Annotated in this window: 19 protein-coding genes and 1 pseudogene; 10 read left to right on the top strand and 10 right to left on the bottom strand. The window is 36.4% G+C overall.

The window, feature by feature from the left end; all coding sequences use genetic code 11:
- The first annotated feature begins 614 nt into the window (after positions 1 to 614).
- The 4 genes from thrS (at position 615) to rplT (ending at position 3866) form a co-directional block, all read left to right on the top strand.
- Entirely contained in the window at positions 615 to 2561 is a 1947-nt protein-coding gene (thrS, locus tag Q0Q99_RS08005) for a threonine--tRNA ligase (protein ID WP_293894031.1), read from the top strand.
- Between the two features lie 76 nt (positions 2562 to 2637).
- On the top strand, positions 2638 to 3138 hold the full coding sequence (infC, locus tag Q0Q99_RS08000; RefSeq protein WP_293894037.1) for a translation initiation factor IF-3: 501 nt from the start codon (positions 2638 to 2640) through the stop codon (positions 3136 to 3138).
- 68 nt (positions 3139 to 3206) lie between these two features.
- Complete coding sequence (gene rpmI, locus Q0Q99_RS07995; protein WP_011921545.1) at positions 3207 to 3404, top strand: 50S ribosomal protein L35; 198 nt, start codon at positions 3207 to 3209, stop codon at positions 3402 to 3404.
- Between the two features lie 117 nt (positions 3405 to 3521).
- Positions 3522 to 3866, top strand: coding sequence for a 50S ribosomal protein L20 (gene rplT / locus Q0Q99_RS07990; protein ID WP_035633036.1), 345 nt, complete (start codon positions 3522 to 3524; stop codon positions 3864 to 3866).
- A 209-nt stretch (positions 3867 to 4075) separates the two neighbouring features.
- Here rplT and Q0Q99_RS07985 read toward each other — a convergent pair whose 3' ends face one another.
- Together Q0Q99_RS07985 and Q0Q99_RS07980 are read right to left on the bottom strand one after the other, a co-directional pair.
- Positions 4076 to 4918, bottom strand: a complete 843-nt coding sequence (locus tag Q0Q99_RS07985) for an isoaspartyl peptidase/L-asparaginase (RefSeq protein WP_293894008.1) — start codon at positions 4916 to 4918, stop codon at positions 4076 to 4078.
- 68 nt (positions 4919 to 4986) lie between these two features.
- Positions 4987 to 5859: a cyanophycinase gene (locus Q0Q99_RS07980; protein ID WP_293894005.1), complete on the bottom strand. Its 873-nt coding sequence runs from the start codon at positions 5857 to 5859 to the stop codon at positions 4987 to 4989.
- 127 nt (positions 5860 to 5986) lie between these two features.
- Here Q0Q99_RS07980 and rluF point away from each other — a divergent pair, with 127 nt between their 5' ends.
- Genes rluF through Q0Q99_RS07950 form a run of 6 tightly spaced genes read left to right on the top strand, consistent with a single transcriptional unit; the run spans position 5987 to position 11162 of the window.
- Positions 5987 to 6739, top strand: a complete 753-nt coding sequence (gene rluF, locus Q0Q99_RS07975) for a 23S rRNA pseudouridine(2604) synthase RluF (protein WP_293894002.1) — start codon at positions 5987 to 5989, stop codon at positions 6737 to 6739.
- Between the two features lies 1 nt (position 6740).
- Positions 6741 to 7112, top strand: a complete 372-nt coding sequence (crcB, locus tag Q0Q99_RS07970) for a fluoride efflux transporter CrcB (protein ID WP_293893999.1) — start codon at positions 6741 to 6743, stop codon at positions 7110 to 7112.
- A 60-nt stretch (positions 7113 to 7172) separates the two neighbouring features.
- Positions 7173 to 8177, top strand: a complete 1005-nt coding sequence (locus tag Q0Q99_RS07965; RefSeq protein ID WP_293893997.1) for a bifunctional oligoribonuclease/PAP phosphatase NrnA — start codon at positions 7173 to 7175, stop codon at positions 8175 to 8177.
- 4 nt (positions 8178 to 8181) lie between these two features.
- Entirely contained in the window at positions 8182 to 8769 is a 588-nt protein-coding gene (gldI, locus tag Q0Q99_RS07960) for a gliding motility-associated peptidyl-prolyl isomerase GldI (protein ID WP_293893994.1), read from the top strand.
- A complete protein-coding gene (locus Q0Q99_RS07955; protein WP_293893991.1) occupies positions 8762 to 9898 on the top strand; it encodes a peptidylprolyl isomerase in 1137 nt (378 codons plus the stop codon). The genes gldI and Q0Q99_RS07955 overlap by 8 nt, the downstream gene beginning before the upstream one ends.
- Positions 9899 to 9938: 40 nt before the next feature.
- On the top strand, positions 9939 to 11162 hold the full coding sequence (locus Q0Q99_RS07950) for a peptidylprolyl isomerase (RefSeq protein ID WP_293894034.1): 1224 nt from the start codon (positions 9939 to 9941) through the stop codon (positions 11160 to 11162).
- A 58-nt stretch (positions 11163 to 11220) separates the two neighbouring features.
- On the opposite strand, the gene Q0Q99_RS07945 is transcribed toward Q0Q99_RS07950, so the two are convergent.
- The 8 genes and pseudogenes from Q0Q99_RS07945 to Q0Q99_RS07910 all read right to left on the bottom strand — a co-directional run.
- A complete protein-coding gene (locus tag Q0Q99_RS07945) occupies positions 11221 to 12660 on the bottom strand; it encodes an APC family permease (protein ID WP_293893988.1) in 1440 nt (479 codons plus the stop codon).
- 175 nt (positions 12661 to 12835) lie between these two features.
- Positions 12836 to 13609, bottom strand: coding sequence for a nucleoside triphosphate pyrophosphohydrolase (mazG, locus tag Q0Q99_RS07940; protein ID WP_293893985.1), 774 nt, complete (start codon positions 13607 to 13609; stop codon positions 12836 to 12838).
- A gap of 132 nt (positions 13610 to 13741) precedes the next feature.
- Positions 13742 to 14263 carry a DUF5606 domain-containing protein gene (locus Q0Q99_RS07935; RefSeq protein ID WP_293893982.1) on the bottom strand — a complete coding sequence of 174 codons (522 nt, stop codon included), beginning with the start codon at positions 14261 to 14263 and terminating at the stop codon, positions 13742 to 13744.
- Between the two features lie 55 nt (positions 14264 to 14318).
- Positions 14319 to 14906 carry a peptide deformylase gene (gene def / locus Q0Q99_RS07930; RefSeq protein ID WP_293893979.1) on the bottom strand — a complete coding sequence of 196 codons (588 nt, stop codon included), beginning with the start codon at positions 14904 to 14906 and terminating at the stop codon, positions 14319 to 14321.
- A 106-nt stretch (positions 14907 to 15012) separates the two neighbouring features.
- Complete coding sequence (locus Q0Q99_RS07925) at positions 15013 to 16491, bottom strand: malate:quinone oxidoreductase (protein ID WP_293893976.1); 1479 nt, start codon at positions 16489 to 16491, stop codon at positions 15013 to 15015.
- On the bottom strand, positions 16491 to 16907 hold the full coding sequence (gene ruvX / locus Q0Q99_RS07920) for a Holliday junction resolvase RuvX (protein ID WP_293893973.1): 417 nt from the start codon (positions 16905 to 16907) through the stop codon (positions 16491 to 16493). Before ruvX ends, Q0Q99_RS07925 begins: the two co-directional genes overlap by 1 nt.
- Positions 16908 to 17007: 100 nt before the next feature.
- Positions 17008 to 17613 (bottom strand): META domain-containing protein, encoded by a 606-nt coding sequence (locus Q0Q99_RS07915; RefSeq protein WP_293893970.1) that lies wholly within the window; start codon positions 17611 to 17613, stop codon positions 17008 to 17010.
- Positions 17614 to 17677: 64 nt separating this feature from the next.
- Positions 17678 to 17802 (bottom strand): annotated as a pseudogene (locus Q0Q99_RS07910) (IS982 family transposase); the annotation flags it as partial.

Genomic DNA, 17802 nt, shown 5'->3' with positions numbered 1-17802 from the left:
CTCTGTTTAAAACGGCTGTCAATTCAATATGTCTATGAACGTGTCTTCTTTTTTAATGTCGCTTCTCTCTCAAAGCGGGTGCAAAAGTAACTATTCTTTTCTAACCAACAAGGCTTTTTAAAATTATTTTTGAATTTATTTCCTCGCCAACACTTTGCTTCAAAATAATCAAGAACTCCACTCTTGCGGGGTGCAAATATAAAAACTAAATCACTTTTGTTCCAAATATTTTTGGAGGTTTTTTTAAGGTGTTGATAACTTGTAGCTTACAACTGCAGTTTGTCAAGGTTTGTAAAAAGTGGCATTAAAATACCTGTTTTACATAATTGCTGATGCATTACGCATACACTATCCATGCACTATCCATGCTTCATCTATGGAGTATCTATGCTTCATCTATAGAGTAACTACCTCAAGGATATGACTAAATCTCTCTTTAGCCCCGATGGAAGTGGCATCCTTTTTCTTTTTCAAGAAAAAGATATAACGGACAGCGGGAAGGCACTTCCTGAATACCGCAATTGTGTGCTCCTGATTATCTTTAATATATTATGCTGCTAGTATTGTATGTGTTTTGGTAATCTCCTATATTTGCAGTCCATAAAATTTTAGGAATGATAAAGATTACACTACCTGACGGTTCGGTTAAGGAGTTTGAGAAGAATTCAACTCCAATGGATGTTGCGAAAAGCATCAGTGAAGGATTGGCTCGAAATGTTATTTCGGCTGCTTTTAATGGTACAACAGTTGAAACGGAAACCGAATTAACCACGGACGGTTCACTTATATTGTACACCTGGAATGACAAGGAAGGTAAAAAAGCTTTCTGGCATTCGACTTCGCACGTTATGGCTCAAGTCTTAGAGGAGCAGTTTCCCGGGATTAAGTTAACGCTTGGCCCAGCGATTGACAATGGTTTTTATTATGATGTGGATTTTGGTGACCAAAAAATCACTGATGCTGATTTTAAGAAAGTTGAAGACAGGGTTTTAGAGGTTTCGCGAGAGAAGCACGAATTTAAGATGCGTCCGGTTTCTAAAGCTGAAGCTTTGGAAGTTTATAAAAATAATGAATACAAAACCGAATTGATTTCGAATCTTGAAGACGGAACGATTACGTTTTGTGATCATGCTAACTTTTTTGATTTGTGTCGTGGTGGCCATATTCCGAATACCGGAATCATCAAAGCGATGAAAATCATGAGCGTTGCCGGTGCTTACTGGCGTGGCGATGAGAAGAACAAGCAGTTGACACGTGTTTACGGAGTTTCGTTCCCGAAACAAAAAGATTTGACTGAATATTTGGAATTACTGGAAGAAGCCAAACGTCGTGACCACAGAAAACTTGGTAAAGAATTAGAATTGTTTGCGTTTTCACAAAAGGTAGGTCAAGGGTTGCCATTATGGCTACCAAGAGGTGCTGCTTTGCGTGACAGACTAGAACAATTCTTGAAAAAAGCACAGAAAAAAGCGGGTTACGAACAAGTAGTTACGCCACATATTGGGCAAAAAGAATTGTATGTAACTTCGGGACATTACGCCAAATATGGTGCTGATAGCTTCCAACCAATTCATACTCCGGCTGAAGGTGAAGAGTTTTTATTGAAACCTATGAACTGTCCACATCACTGCGAGATATACAATAATAAACCTTGGTCATACAAGGATTTACCAAAGCGCTATGCTGAATTCGGAACTGTTTACCGTTATGAGCAATCGGGAGAACTTCACGGCTTGACTCGTGTCCGAGGATTCACGCAGGATGATGCACATATTTTCTGTACACCGGACCAACTGGATTCGGAATTCAAAAAAGTAATCGACTTAGTATTGTATGTTTTTGGTTCATTAGGGTTTGAAAACTTTACCGCGCAAGTTTCGTTAAGAGACAAAGAAAACAGAGATAAATATATTGGAAGTGACGAAAACTGGGAAAAAGCCGAAAGCGCAATTATCAGCGCCGCAAGCGATAAAGGTTTGAATTATGTAATTGAATATGGTGAAGCTGCATTTTACGGTCCGAAACTGGATTTCATGGTGAAGGATGCTTTAGGAAGACAATGGCAATTGGGAACAATCCAAGTAGATTATAACTTACCGGAGCGTTTTGAACTGACTTATAAAGGAGCCGATGACAAATTACACCGACCAGTGATGATTCACAGAGCGCCTTTTGGTTCGATGGAACGTTTCATAGCAATTTTATTGGAACACACAGCAGGAAATTTCCCGCTCTGGCTGATGCCTGAACAGGCAATAATACTTTCTTTGAGCGAGAAATATGAAAATTATGCTAAAAAAGTTTTAGAATTGCTAGAAAATCACGAAATTCGCGCCCTAATTGACAACCGCAACGAGACGATTGGGAAGAAAATTAGAGACGCTGAAGTTCAGAAAATGCCGTTCATGCTGATAGTTGGCGAGGAAGAAGAGAAAAATGGAACTATCTCTGTTCGTCGTCATGGGCAGGAAGGAAAAGGAAATATTTCGGTAACTATTGAAGAATTTGCAGCAATTGTAAATGAAGAAATAGGAAAAACGTTAAAAACATTTGAAGTTTAATTAAAAAAATAAAGTCATAGCAATAAGAAACAACAGAGGCTATAGTCCTCGAGTAGAAAAAACAGCAGCCCACAGAATAAATGAATTAATTCGTGGCGTTTCAGAAGTTCGTCTGGTAGGAGAAAACATTGAGCCAGGAGTATTTAAATTCTCTGATGCGTTGCGTTTGGCTGAAGAGCAAGAAGTAGATTTGGTAGAAATTTCTCCAAATGCCGTTCCTCCGGTTTGTAAATTAATGGATTATGGAAAATTCATTTACGAACAAAAAAAGAGAGACAAACAGCTCAAAGCAAAATCTACACAAATTGTTGTAAAAGAAATACGTTTTGGTCCTCAGACAGATGAGCACGATTACGAATTTAAAAGAAAAAATGCGGAGAAGTTTTTAAAGGAAGGTTCAAAATTGAAAGCATTTGTTTTCTTCAAAGGACGTTCGATTATATATAAAGAGCAAGGACAAATCCTGTTATTGCGTTTGGCACAGGATTTAGAGGAATACGGAAAGGTGGAAGCCATGCCTGTGTTAGAAGGAAAAAGAATGATTATGTTCATTGCTCCGAAGAAGAAGACAAAGTAATACAACGAGATTGCTTCGCAAGCTCGCAATGACAAGTAAGTAAGTTAAATTAAATAAACTAGGAAAAAATGCCTAAAATGAAAACAAAATCCAGTGCTAAGAAGCGATTCAAAGTAACTGGCTCTGGAAAAATCAAGAGAAAACACGCTTTTAAAAGTCACATCCTGACTAAAAAATCCAAAAAGCGTAAATTGGCTTTAACGCATTCTGCTTTGGTTCACAAAACAGATGAGAAAAGCATCAAACAACAATTAAGAATTATCTAATAGCTATTAGCTTTTAGTCTTTCTTTAGGTTAAAAATTATTTAAATAACCTTGGAGTATGGCCACAAAGTTACCTTGATTAAATTCGGTACGCCTGCTACAAAAAAACAGAAAAATTATGCCAAGATCAGTAAATTCAGTTGCTAAAAGAGCAAGAAGAAAAAAGATAATGAAGCAAGCCAAAGGTTTCTTTGGTCGTCGTAAAAACGTTTGGACGGTTGCTAAGAACGCGGTTGAGAAAGCAATGTGCTACGCTTACCGTGACAGAAAAGTGAACAAAAGAAATTTCCGTGCTTTATGGATTCAGCGTATCAACGCCGGAGCCCGTTTAGAAGGAATGTCTTATTCACAGTTTATGGGGAAAGTAAAAGCTAACGGAATCGAATTGAACCGTAAAGTTCTTGCCGATTTAGCAATGAATCACCCGGAAGCTTTCAAAGCAGTACTTAATAAAGTAAAATAAACGTTTGTACAACTTATTTAACTTACTTATAAAAGAATCCTAATCGAAAGATTGGGATTCTTTTTATTTAGTAGCACGTCAATTGTCTTTCTTAAACCAGCCGTCCCGCTTTCCGCGCTGCCTGCCTGCCTGCCGTCAGGCAGGGCAGCCAGCTCCAATCGGGGCTATTATTCATGTTTAGTTTTCTTTGAGAAATATGAAAAAGAATTCTAATTAAAAACTTCTTCGTTTTCTCCATCAAAACTCGCATAAACCATACTTGGATGCGAATCTTGGTGAAATACATTTCCTTTGCTATCAATGGCAATTGCGCCGGCAAAACCATCAAAAGGCAACAATTCTGCAAAGGTTTTTTCAAAAGCTTGCTCTAATGAAAATCCATCGGTAACACGGGTTACAATTTTGGCAGCTACGGCTCCACTTACAATGTCTTCGCCAACTCCGGTTAAACTTACGCCACAAAATTCATTGGCATAATTTCCTGCAACGGTTGCCGAATCAGAGATTCTTCCCAGCATTTCAAAACCTTTTCCGCCTGTAGAAGTTGCAACCGCTATTTTTCCTTCGTTGTCTAACGCTACACAGCCTACAGTTCCTACTCGGGTAGCAGCAAGTTTGGCTTCGTATTCTGAGCGCCGTTGTGGAGTTTCGGTAGAGAATTGTCTGAATCCGTGTTCTCTGGCAAAATTAGTTGCTCCGCTTCCGCCAAGAACTTTATCATCATAATTCAATAAAACTTCAGCTACCAGAACAGGGTTTTTTACTTCTTCAATATTGATAACACCACTCATTTTCATCGTAGCACCATCCATCAAAGAAGCACTCATTCTGATTTTTCCATCGCTTTGAATCTGCGAACCGATGCCTGCATTGAACAAGTCATCATCTTCCAAAAGTGACGTTGCATAAACCACCGTTTCCAAAGCCGTATGTGTTTTCAAAAAGTCATAGGAATCTTTGACAATACGAAGCAACGCCTGCTGTTTGGCAACCTTTGTTTCGTGATTGGTTGATGATTCAGAGAAAAATCCGCCGTGGATGATTAGCTTCATTGTTATGAGTTATAGGTTGTAGGTTATCGGTCTTCTGTTTTAACTGACAACAGATAACCGATAACTATTTATACGTATTGCGAAGATTTAATCGTCATTTTGAAATTAGTCAAATCAAAAGTATCATGAATACTCATCACATGAGTGACCAAATGATTGATTGATATAGGCTGCCCTAGTTCAACTTGCGTTAAATTAGTGTCTTTTATTTCTTTGCCGTCAACCAGAATCACTAATCCGGAGCCTATAGCTTCCATCATAGAATTATTTGTAATCAGCAAACCTGTATCTTCTCCAAGTCCGATTCCCAATACTTTTGGATTACCAACTACAGCTTGAAACAAACGACCAATTCTGCCACGTTGCACAAAATGCGTATCGATAATTACTCCATCAATCAAACCTAAACCGCTGGTAATTTTTACTTCACCTTTCAGCAAAGCTTCTGAACTACTTCCCTGATAAATCATATTATTTGAAGCAGCCGCTGCACCCGCAGAAGTTCCTGCATATACAAAATCCTCGTTATGGTACTTGTCTAAAAGAATATCATGGAATGGAGTTCCTCCAAGAATTGACGTCAGTCGCAATTGATCACCACCAGTAAACATAACCACATCAGCAGCTTTTAAACGCTCAAGGATTTCCGGATCTGTAGCTTGCTCCCGACGCTCTATATTTATAACATCTACATTATCAGCTCCAAGATAGTGCAAAGCTTTAACATATTCGGGACCAATTTCTTTCGGGATTTTTGAAGCGGTTGTAATAACTTCAATACGGGACTCTTTCTTATGCTTCGATTCGTCAATAATCCTTTTTAAAATTCCTGCTTCAAAAAAATTCAAATTCTTTGCTGCATTTTTATCCAAATCTGTTTCAGTAAAACTGCCTTTATCAACAGCACCACCAATAATTATAAGTTTTCCTTGTATGTTCATGTGCGTAAAAATAGCAAAATCTTACTACTTACAAACCTTTTTTTTACTTTTTTGAAACCATTTATTAACTTACTTATCAAAAAAATGAATTTAAATTCAACATCTTAAATTATCCTATATTTGCCCAATGGAAATCAATCAGACGCGCATCAATAAATTTCTTTCAGAATCTGGGTTTTGTTCCCGTCGTGAAGCTGATAAATTATTGGAGGAAGGCCGAATTACAATCAATGGAAAAGTTCCGGAAATGGGAACAAAAGTTTCTATTGAGGATGAAGTTCGCGTTGACGGAAAACTAGTTCGGGAAAAAAGGGAAAAACCAATTTATTTAGCGTTTAACAAACCAGTTGGAATTGAGTGTACGACGAATCAAAATGTGCGGGATAATATTGTAGATTATATCAATTATCCGAAGCGAATTTTCCCGATTGGACGTTTGGACAAAGCCAGCGAAGGTTTGATTTTTATGACAGATGACGGCGATATTGTCAACAAGATTCTACGTGCCCGAAACAATCATGAAAAGGAATATATAGTAACTGTAAATCGTCCGATTACGGATAGGTTTATTGAAAAAATGAGCAACGGTGTTCCAATATTGGATACGGTTACCCGAAAATGTAAGGTAGAACAAATCAGCAAATTTGTCTTTAGAATTATCCTCACACAAGGACTAAACCGCCAGATAAGGAGAATGTGCGAGTATCTTGATTATGAAGTTACGGCATTGAAAAGAACCCGAATTATCAATATTTCTTTGGATGTTCATGTTGGTAGATTTCGTGAATTGACCGAGGATGAAATCAAACAATTAAACAAATTGATTGAGCCTTCGAGTAAAACAGAAGAAGCAAGTTTGCCTAAAAAATTGAAGCCTTAGAATGATAAAAACTATTTTATACGTAGCAATTGGCGGTGCTATAGGAAGCGTTCTTCGTTTTCTGACAACCCTCTTAGTTTCAAGATTTTGGTCAAATCAGTTTCCGTTGGCGACATTTATTGCGAATGTTATTGGTTGCTTTTTGATTGGTTTATTCATTGGGATTTTAGCAAAAAATAATTTAAATGACAGCCAGTTAAAATGGTTTTTAGTAACTGGTTTCTGTGGTGGTTATACGACTTTCTCTGCATTTGGAATGGAGAATTTTAATCTGTTTCAAAACAACAATTCATTAATGGCATTTGGATACATGGCGTTGAGCATTCTTCTCGGACTTTTTGCCGTTTGGTTTGGTCTTTTGCTCTCCCGATAAAACTTAAAATCTCCTTAATCTGTACAAACGGTATTTCATTTTTTAGTACATTCGCCAACTATGAAAAAAGAAGAAATTTTTGCCCTTCAAAATTTACTGACAGTGCCAAAAAAGGTTGCCATTATCCCACACCGAAGCCCAGATGGTGATGCCATGGGTTCGACATTGGCATTGTATCATTTTCTTTTAAAATTAAATCACACGCCTGTTGTGATTTCTCCTAATGACTTTCCGAATTTCTTAGCTTGGTTACCAGGCTCTGAAACCGTTTTGGTTTATGAAAATAATCGTGAAAATTGTACTAAAATATTGAACGAAGCAGAACTTGTTTTTACCTTAGATTTTAATGCGTTGCATAGAACCGGAGAAATGGAACAAGTTTTAAATAAACTTTCGGCACCAATGATTATGATTGATCATCATCAAAAACCGGATACTTATGCAACGGTTACTTATTCTGATACTACAATTGGTTCGACTTGCGAAATGATTTATAATCTGATTTCGCTTTTGGATAAAAAAGTCTTGTTAGATAAAACTATAGCAACTTGTATCTATACGGGGATTGCAACCGATTCGGGTTCATTTCGTTTTCCTTCAACGACAAGTACCACACACCGAATTGTTGCCGAACTGATTGACTTAGGCATTGATAATAGTGAAATTCATAATTCATTGTTTGATGATAATTCAGCCAACAGATTGCAACTTCTTGGAAGAGCTTTGCAAAATATAAAGGTTTTTCCGGAATATAAAACGTCTTATATTACGCTTTCGCAAAAAGAACTGGATGAATTTAATTACCAAAAAGGTGATACGGAAGGCGTTGTAAACTATGGGCTAAGCATAAAAGGAATTCATTTTGCAGCGATTTTTATTGAACACCGCGATGAAAATATCATTAAGATTTCATTCCGTTCACAAGGTGAATTTGATGTTAATCAATTTGCCAGAGAACATTTCAATGGCGGTGGACACATCAATGCGGCCGGAGGAAAATCATACGAAAGCATGAAAGCCACTACCAATAAATTTGAAGAGTTGATCTCAAAAATAACGATTTAAGAATATGAAAAACCTATCAAAAATAATTTTGCTTTGTTTAGCTTTTATGACTTTCCTAAGTTGTAAACAGCAACAACAGGCACGAATGCCGATTTCGCGTTCCTCGGGAACATTCATGAAAGAATCAGCGGCACGAAATAAAATATTAATCGCGGGTGAAGAAGGAAAAATTGATTCTATCATCAGGAGCAATCCAAAAATACAATACATCGCTTCCAAAAAAGGGTATTGGTATCATTATCAAATCAAAAATGAACGCGACACGCTTCGCCCAAAAAAAGGTGACGTGGCCCAGTTTGATTATGAAATCATGGATTTAAAAGGAAATGTAGTCTATTCGGAAATTGAGTTACGGCCACAAACCTACGTGGTAGACAAACAAAATATTTTGATGGGTCTGCGTGACGGAATTAAATTAATGCATAAAACCGAGAAAATAACTTTCCTTTTTCCTTCGCACATGGCTTACGGTTATCATGGTGATAACAAACTTATTAAGTCAAACCAACCAATAATCTGCACGGTTACCTTGAACGATTTTAAACCCAAAGAAAAACTAAAACCTGAAGTTAATTTATCGAAAAATGAATAAAAAGATTTATTTTCTATTAGCCATTATTACGTTTACTCTTACTTCGTGTAAAGACGAATATAAAGACCTAAAAGATGGCTTATATGCCGAAATTGAAACCTCGAAAGGAAACATTTTATTAGAACTTGAATATCAAAAGGTTCCTTTTATGGTAGCCAATTTTGTTACATTAGCCGAAGGTAAAAACCAATTTGTATCCAAAGAATTTAAAGGAAAACCTTTTTATAATGGATTAAAATTTCACCGTGTAATCTCTAAATCAAATGGTGATTCCGAAGATTTTATGATTCAAACCGGTGATCCGTTAGGTAATGGTTCGGGAGATGCCGGTTACAAATGTAGGGATGAATTTACCGACTTGCGACATGATAAAGCTGGTGTTTTATCGATGGCAAATTCGGGTCCCAATACAAACAGCAGTCAATTTTTTATCACTTTGCTTCCAACTCCCTGGTTGGACGGAAAGCATTCTATTTTTGGCTGCGTTATTGGAGACGGAATGACTGTAGCCAGTTCAATTGTTAAAAACGATTATATAAAAACCGTTACTATTATCAGAAAAGGAGAAGCGGTTAAGAAATTTGATGCTGTAAAAATATTTAATGATTATTTTAAGGCCGAAGCTGAAAATCAAAAGAAACGAGCCGCCATTGAAGCTGAAAACAAAAAAATAAATGATGCTAAATATAAAATAGTTAAAGAACAGAAAGTCATATATTTTAACGAATTAAAGAAATCTGCAACCAAAACTTCATCGGGATTTAAATTTAAAATTACAAAAAAATCAACTGCAGATAAGCCCAAAGATGGTGAAACCGTGAGTATTGAATATGCCGGATTTTTAGAGGATGGAACGCTTTTTGATACGAGCAGCCCAAATGTTGCCAAAGAATTTGGTAAGTTTGACGAGCAAAGGGCAATGCAAAACGGATATTTGGCTTTACCTTATGTAATGGGTTCCAACAGAATGATCCCTGGCTTTGTTGAAGGATTGAGTAAATTGAGAATGGGCGAGAAAGCGATTTTCTTTATACCTTTCAATCTTGGTTACGGGGAACAGGGCGCGGGAAATGTAATTCCACCAAATGCCAATTTGATTTTTGAAGTAGAACTAAAAAGTAAATTATAAATAGTAATAAACCATAAGTATAAAATTAATAATCATGAAAATTAAATTCAACATTCTTCTTTTGATTTGTCTTGGAATGATAAATGCCACTGCACAAACTTCCAAAAAACCAGTGGCAAAGTCAAAAAAACCAGTAGCAACTGCAACAGTAAAAAAACCGACAACAGTTTCAGCCAATGATGGAATATTTGCTGAAATTGAAACAGCAAAAGGAAAAATTCTTATTCAGTTAGAATATCAAAAAACACCAATTACCGTTGCGAATTTTATTTCGCTTGCAGAAGGAACTAATACTTTTGTTACGGATGAAAAGCTAAAAGGAAAACATTTTTTTGATGGCTTAAAATTTCATAGGGTAATTGCAGATTTTATGATTCAGGGTGGTGATCCACAAGGAAATGGTTCCGGAGGTCCGGGTTATGCCTTTAAAGATGAGTTTACCGATGCAAAATTTGACAAAGCCGGAATTTTGGCAATGGCAAATTCCGGTCCGAAAACAAATGGCTCTCAATTTTTTATTACGCACAAGGAGACTGCTTGGTTAACGGGGAAACATACTATTTTTGGTTATGTTATAACGGGTCAGGATGTGGTAAATAAAATTGCTCAGGATGATGTAATAAATAAAATTACCATTGTTAGAAAAGGTGCTGATGCCAAGAAATTTGATGCTGCAAAAACTTTTGCTGATTATATGGTTAACAAAGCTGGAGATGATGCAAATGAGGCGGCTATGGCTGCTGAAAATAACAAAAAACAAGCGGAATTTGAAGCGCAAAGAAAAGCAGAATATAATGCTAAATTTGGTTCTGTTATTGCTGCCAAAGCAAAATACTTAAATGATACCAAAGCTACAGCAATCGAAACTACAAGCGGTTTAAAATATAAAATTATTAAAGCAGGCGCAGGTAAAAAACCCGTTGAAGGTACAAATGTTTACATTAATTATGCCGGGTACCTAGAAGACGGAAGTCTTTTTGACAGCAGTATAGAAAATGTAAATAAAGAGTATGGTAAATATGACGAAAACAGAGCAAAACAAAACGGCTATCAGCCATTCCCTTTCGCTTATGGAAAGAAAGATGGTTTAATTCCGGGATTTATTGAAGCCTTAAACTTGATGAATTTTGGAGATACAATGTTAGTATATATTCCTTCAAAATTAGGGTATGGAGAAAGAGGCGCAGGAAATGTGATTCCACCAAACGCTAACATCATTTTTGAAATTGAAATGTTGGAAGCGTTACCAGCACCAAAACAATAATAAACATTATTTAATTGAAAATTCCCGATTTGAGGTTTCAAATCGGGAATTTTATTATTTATTTTTTCTTCATAAAGAGATAGTAAACTGGAATTCCCAATGCAACAATGAACAAACCTAAACCTGTATTTCGGGTATCATAAATTACTAAGTCAATACAAATCAGACCGGTAATAACCATATACAATATTGGTACAACGGGATAACCAAATGCTTTATAAGGTCGTTCGGCGTCGGGTTCTTTTTTACGAAGAATGAATAATCCTCCTATCGTTAAAATATAAAACAGTAGGGACGCAAAAGTGGCATATGCCAGTAAATCTCCGTAACGCCCGGTCAAACACAAGAAACAAGCCCAAAGACACTGCATCCATAACGCTTTGGCTGGTACATCATAATTATTTAATTCTCCCGCTTGTCTGAAGAATAAACCGTCCTTTGCCATCGCATAAAACAATCTTCCTCCCGATAAAATCAGTCCGATATTACATCCAAAGGTAGAAACCATAATTAATGCCGCCATTACCAAAACACCAATATTTCCAACGATAGCACTTGCTGCTGCAGCTCCCACTCTATCTTGGCTTGCAAACATAATTCCGTTTTGAACTACAGTCCCGTCCGGCGTTCCGTTTAATGGCAATAAGGCTAAGTAAGCAATATTCGCCAAAATATAAATGATGGTGACAATAAATGTTCCTAAAAATAAACTTCTCGGAATATTCTTTTTTGGGTCTTTAATTTCTCCCGCGATAAAAGTCACATTATTCCAGGCATCACTCGAAAACAATGAATTTATAATAGTTGCACCCATAGCACCAAGCAAGGCTATTCCTGATAATTTGGTAATCGTCAAAGTACCATTTTCCTCCAAGACTGTTTTTTTTGCTTCCCACATATTGGCAAAATTATCGGCAAAAGTGTTGGTGTGGAAACCAATGTAAATACCCAACGTTATCAAGGCAAACAACGCAATTAATTTGGCGGAAGTAAAAACCACTTGGATTATTTTTCCGCTTCTGATACCTTTGGTATTTATAAAAGTTAGTAAAGCGATAATAAACATCGCTAAAACCTGTTTGTTTGTAAACGAAAAACTCTCGCCAATAGTAAGGATTTTATTTTCTAAAACCGGAAAGAAAACCGCCGTATAATTGGAAAAAGCTACCGCTACTGCAGCAATTGTTCCTGTCTGGATTACTGTGAAAACGGTCCAGCCGTATAAGAACGAAATTAATTTTCCGTAAGCACGCTGAATGTAAACATACTGTCCGCCGGCGTTTGGCATCATTCCTGCCAATTCGCCATAACTTAAGGCAGCTGACATGGTAAGTAAACCTGTAACTAACCAAATTACCAATATCCAGGCAGCAGAACCAACATCTCTAGCCATGGCTGCGGTTACTAAAAAGATTCCCGAGCCAATCATGGAACCTGCCACCAAACTTGTAGCATCTATTAATCCTAAAGAGCGTTGTAATTCGTGTTTTTCTTTCATCTGTTTGGTTGGTTTTTATTCAGCTGCACTTCCTACAATCTGGTTTGCGCCTCTAGTCAAATATATAAAAAGGAATCTAATGCATTGATGTTTTTAAGGTTTGTACTAATGTTTTTGAACTTTGCATTGATGTTTTTGGGATTTACATTGATGTTTTTGAGGTTACTGCCTAAAATTACAGCTTTTTTGCTTCGTTCCAGAAAACATCCATCTCAGCCAAAGTCATATCCATTAATGGTTTCCCGAGTTCACCCGCTTTGCTTTCGAGATACATGAATCGTTTTATGAATTTCTTATTGGTGCGCTCCAGGGCATCTTCGGGATTTACTTTCAGGAATCTGGCGTAATTAATCATCGAGAACAACACGTCGCCAAATTCGGCTTCTATCTTGTCCTGGTTACCAACTTTAACTTCGTCCTGCAATTCCTGTAATTCTTCCTGCACCTTGTCCCAAACTTGGTGTGGTTCTTCCCAATCGAAACCTACGCCTTTTACCTTATCCTGAATACGGCTTGCTTTTACCAAAGCAGGTAAACTCTTTGGAACACCTTCCAATACCGATTTTTTGCCTTCTTTGAGCTTCAACTTTTCCCAGTTTTGCTTTACTTCTTCTTCATCGGCAACAACAACATCACCATAAATATGAGGGTGACGGTGAATCAGTTTCTCACAAATATCATTGCACACATCTGCCATATCAAAGTTATCGGTTTCGCTTCCAATTTTGGCATAAAAAACAATGTGCAGCAACAAGTCGCCTAATTCCTTTTTGATTTCGGGCAAGTCGTTATTTAATATGGCATCGCCCAATTCGTAGGTTTCTTCAATGGTAAGATGACGCAGACTTTCCAGCGTTTGCTTTTTATCCCACGGGCATTTGGCGCGCAAATCGTCCATGATGTCGAGTAATCTGTTGAAAGCTTGGAGTTGCTGTTGGCGTGTGTTCATTATTATTTTGAATTATTAATTTATTATGATTTCATCAATCTTACCTCTGCCAGCATTCATCATAACGTAAAAATAAAAAATCCTACTTCTGAAATTCAGCAATAGGATTTATATTTATTAGAAAGTAATTAACTATTTTTTAGCTTTCGGTTTGGCTTCGCCCTGTTCGACTTTGGCTCTAGTGGCTTCTTTTTTAGCTTTTACTTCTTGTACGACTTGTTCTTTTATTTCATCAGCATTATCAACCTTCGCATCTTCTTTTGGTTCTTCTTTTGAAACCATTCCTTTGGCCTGGAGAATATTGTACCAGTTCAGTAATTTTTTGATATCGGAAGCATACACCCTGTCTTCATCGTAATCGGGTAAAATTTCCTGAAAATAGCTAATTAACTTCGCATTATCTTCTTTATGAGAGACAGCTGTTGGCCCTTCATTTTCCTTAACCGCAATAGCGCGCATGATTTCAACCAAGGGTTTTTCTTCGGTATAAGTATACATTGATATTTCCGAAAGTAAGCTGACGTTACTACGTAATCCAACAGTGATTTTCTTTCCGTCAAGTAATGATTCTGCTAAAAATCCGGAGCGGGTTTGTATTTTTAGCTCAAATAATCCTGGTTTTCCGGCAATGGCTAATATTTTTTCTACGTTCATTTTTTAAATTAATTTAGGAACAAATATATTTAAATGTTTAGTTGATAACTGTTATTTATCGTCCTTTTTTATTGGCAAATTTCATCCTGTAATCCGGAAATGCTTTGCCATCCATAATGTTCTGTAACTTCTTTTTAATCAGTGTTTTTTTTAGTGTTGAAATCTTATCGGTAAATAAAATCCCTTCAATATGATCATATTCATGTTGAATAACACGTGCAATTAAGCCTTCAAAATCTTCGGTTTTTTTGTTGAAGTTTTCATCGCAGTACTCAATGGTTATTCTTTCATTACGATAAACATCCTCTCGAACATCTGGAATGCTTAAGCACCCTTCATTAAAACCCCATTCTTCTCCTTCTTCAAGAAGCATTTTGGCATTGATAAAAGTTTGCTTAAAGTTTTTTAGCTTTTGCTGCTCTTCTTTTGTTAAATCATTACTGTCGCTAAAAGGTTCGGTATCGATAATAAACAACCGAATCGGTAAGCCTACTTGTGGTGCGGCTAATCCAACACCAAAAGCATTGTACATTGTGTCATACATATTGGCAATAATGGCTGAAAGATTCGGATAATCGGGCGAAATTTCTGCTCCAACCTGCCGCAAAACAGGCTCGCCATAACCGTAAATAGGAATAATCATTTTTGTAGATTCAGGTTGAGTATTCAAAAAAAAAACTTTGTTTTTATTAACTTCCTTCAACGGCCTGTAGCCTCGGGTCGAATGCAAAAGTAATCAAAAAAATAAATTATGAATATAATTTCAAAGTTTTGCTTGTCATTTCTGCAATCGAGGCATACAAATCGGGGTTCACGTTTAATGTTTGTCCGAAAGACGGTATCATCCTTTTTAATTTTTCATGCCAAGTCGGGCTTTTCATCTCATCACTAAAACATTTAGTCAAAACATCAATCATGATGGCAACAGCTGTAGATGCTCCAGGAGAAGCGCCTAGCAAACATGCCAAAGTTCCGTCAGATGTACAAATTACTTCCGTACCAAATTCCAGAATTCCACCTTCTTTTTCATCTTTTTTGATGACCTGAACGCGTTGACCGGCTTCCAGTAATTCCCATTCTTCCTGCTTTGCATTTGGAAAATATTCTTTTAACGCTTCTATTCTTTCTTCATCGGATTGCATTACTTGCTGTACCAAATATTTTGTCAACGGAATATTATGCCAACCCGCAGAAAGCAACGGAATTATGTTCTCAATTTCAATCGATTTTATCAAATCGAGATACGAACCATTCTTTAAAAACTTTGTTGAAAATCCTGCAAATGGTCCAAAAAGCAATTCTTTTTTTCCATTGATGATACGGGTATCTAAATGTGGAACTGACATAGGCGGTGCGCCAACACTTGCCTTTCCATATACTTTTACCTGATGATTCTGAATGATTTCCTTGTTAGTGCATTTTAACCATTGCCCGGAAACCGGAAATCCACCAAAGCCTTCCCCTTCTTTTACATCTGCTTTTTCAAGCAATAATAGTGAACCGCCGCCAGCTCCTATAAATACAAATTTAGCGCGTGATTTTACTGTTTCTTCCGTAGGCAGATTTTCGATTTTTAAGCGCCAAATCTTATCCTTTTTTTGTTTAATTTTCGTAACCTCGTGATTGTAATGAACAGTTACGCCTTCTTGTTTTTCTAAATAATCAAACATGTCTTGGGTCAAAGCGCCAAAATTTACATCAGTTCCCAGTGGCATATAAGTGGCAGGAACTTTTTCAGCCCTGCTTCTGTTTTCCATAACCAAAGGCATCCAGGATTTTAATTGTTCGAAATCAGTGCTGAATTTCATGGCAGAAAACAACGGATTTTTGATTAAGGTTTCATATCTTTTTTTAAGAAAATCCACGTTTTCATTTCCCCAGACAAAACTCAAATGAGGAACGCTGTGAATAAATTTTTCGGGATTTGGCAATTTATCATTCGCAACCAAATAGCTCCAAAACTGTCGTGATAATTGAAATTGTTCGGCAATATGAATGGCCTTTGTGCAATCGATATTTCCCCTTTCAGTTTCAGGCGTATAATTCAATTCGCAAAAAGCGGAATGACCGGTTCCTGCATTATTCCATGCTTCAGAACTTTCCTGAGCCGGTTTATCTAATCGTTCATAAATATCAATGGTAATATTAGGTTGTAATTCTTTAAGGAAAACACCCAATGTTGCGCTCATTATTCCGGCGCCGATTAGAATTACATCCGGCTGTTCCATTAAATCATTTTTCGAGTAAGATAATCTTGTAACAAAATAGTAGCTGCAATTTCGTCAATTAGGCCTTTATTTTGACGTTGTTTCTTTTTTAGTCCACTGTCAATCATAGTTTGAAAAGCTATTTTCGAAGTAAATCGTTCGTCAACTCTAACTATTTTCATTTCAGGAAAATGGGTTTTAAAATCGGTTACGAATTTTTCGATAATCGGAGTACTTTCCGATGGTTCACCATTCATTTGCTTTGGTTCGCCGATAAGTACTTTGATAACTTCTTCTTTTAAAAAGTACTCTTTTAAAAATGCAATACTATTTTCCGAAGCTACTGTAGTCAAACCGGAAGCAATAATTTGCAGCTCATCGGTAACGGCAATTCCCGTACGTTTAATTCCATAATCAATAGCAAGAATTCTGGGCATTTTATAAAATTATTTAAACAAAGATACTCAAGTCAATTAAGATAAGATAAAAAAAATCCCTGCCAAAGACAAGGATTAATTCAATAAAATGTGTTTGGTTTTATTTAATTGCTTCCAATTTAGCTATTGCTTTTTTGCCGCTATGTAAATGAAGCATATTTCCTTCTATCATATAATTATCTGTTTTCTGAATGGTATTAATAAAGTCATTTTCGAATTTGATGTTATCACATCCTTTTTTGGTTGCACTAACTTTCGAAAAGGCTAATTTTGTTGTAGCTTTCATAAAATAAGTTCCCGTAATTCGGTTGCAACCCACAAATGACTTGAAAGTTCCGCTTTTAGAATCAAAATTCATATAATAATCTCTTCTGGTAGTAGGATCAACTTTATTTCCATTTAACTCAACCAATCTCCATTTGGTTTCCGCCAAAGGATATTTTCCTTTTGATGGATCAGAATAGGAAACTGATGTTGATGTTGACATTTTGTTTGGCAGTTTACCATCTGAGGATTCTGTAGAATCAGATGAGGCAGATGCTTCCGTTGCAGTAGAATCAAAGCTAACTGTATCTTTCACTTCAACAACGCTATCTTTCTGAACAGAAATAGTGTCATTTGAATTTTCAACATTAGTTTCTTCAGTTTTTTTACAACTCGTGAAACAAAAAAATAAAACTGCAATGCTAAAATAAATATTCTTCATAAAATTGGGTATAGCAATTTGTGCTATATGCTACAAAAATACGGTAAGTACCCGTTGGGTGTAATTAAATAATTTGATTTTTAATATTGTTTATTGGTCTATCAAATATGAATTTATTGATATATTGAACCAAAGTTAATGCTGTTATTTTAGCTAAAATTCTTGTTTTAAATCCTTCAAAAGATTTTG

Origin of the sequence: Flavobacterium sp., assembly GCF_025352425.1 — a bacterium.
Lineage (GTDB): Bacteria > Bacteroidota > Bacteroidia > Flavobacteriales > Flavobacteriaceae > Flavobacterium.
Note: the sequence above shows the minus strand (reverse complement) of the source record. Positions and strands in the feature narration are given on the sequence as shown.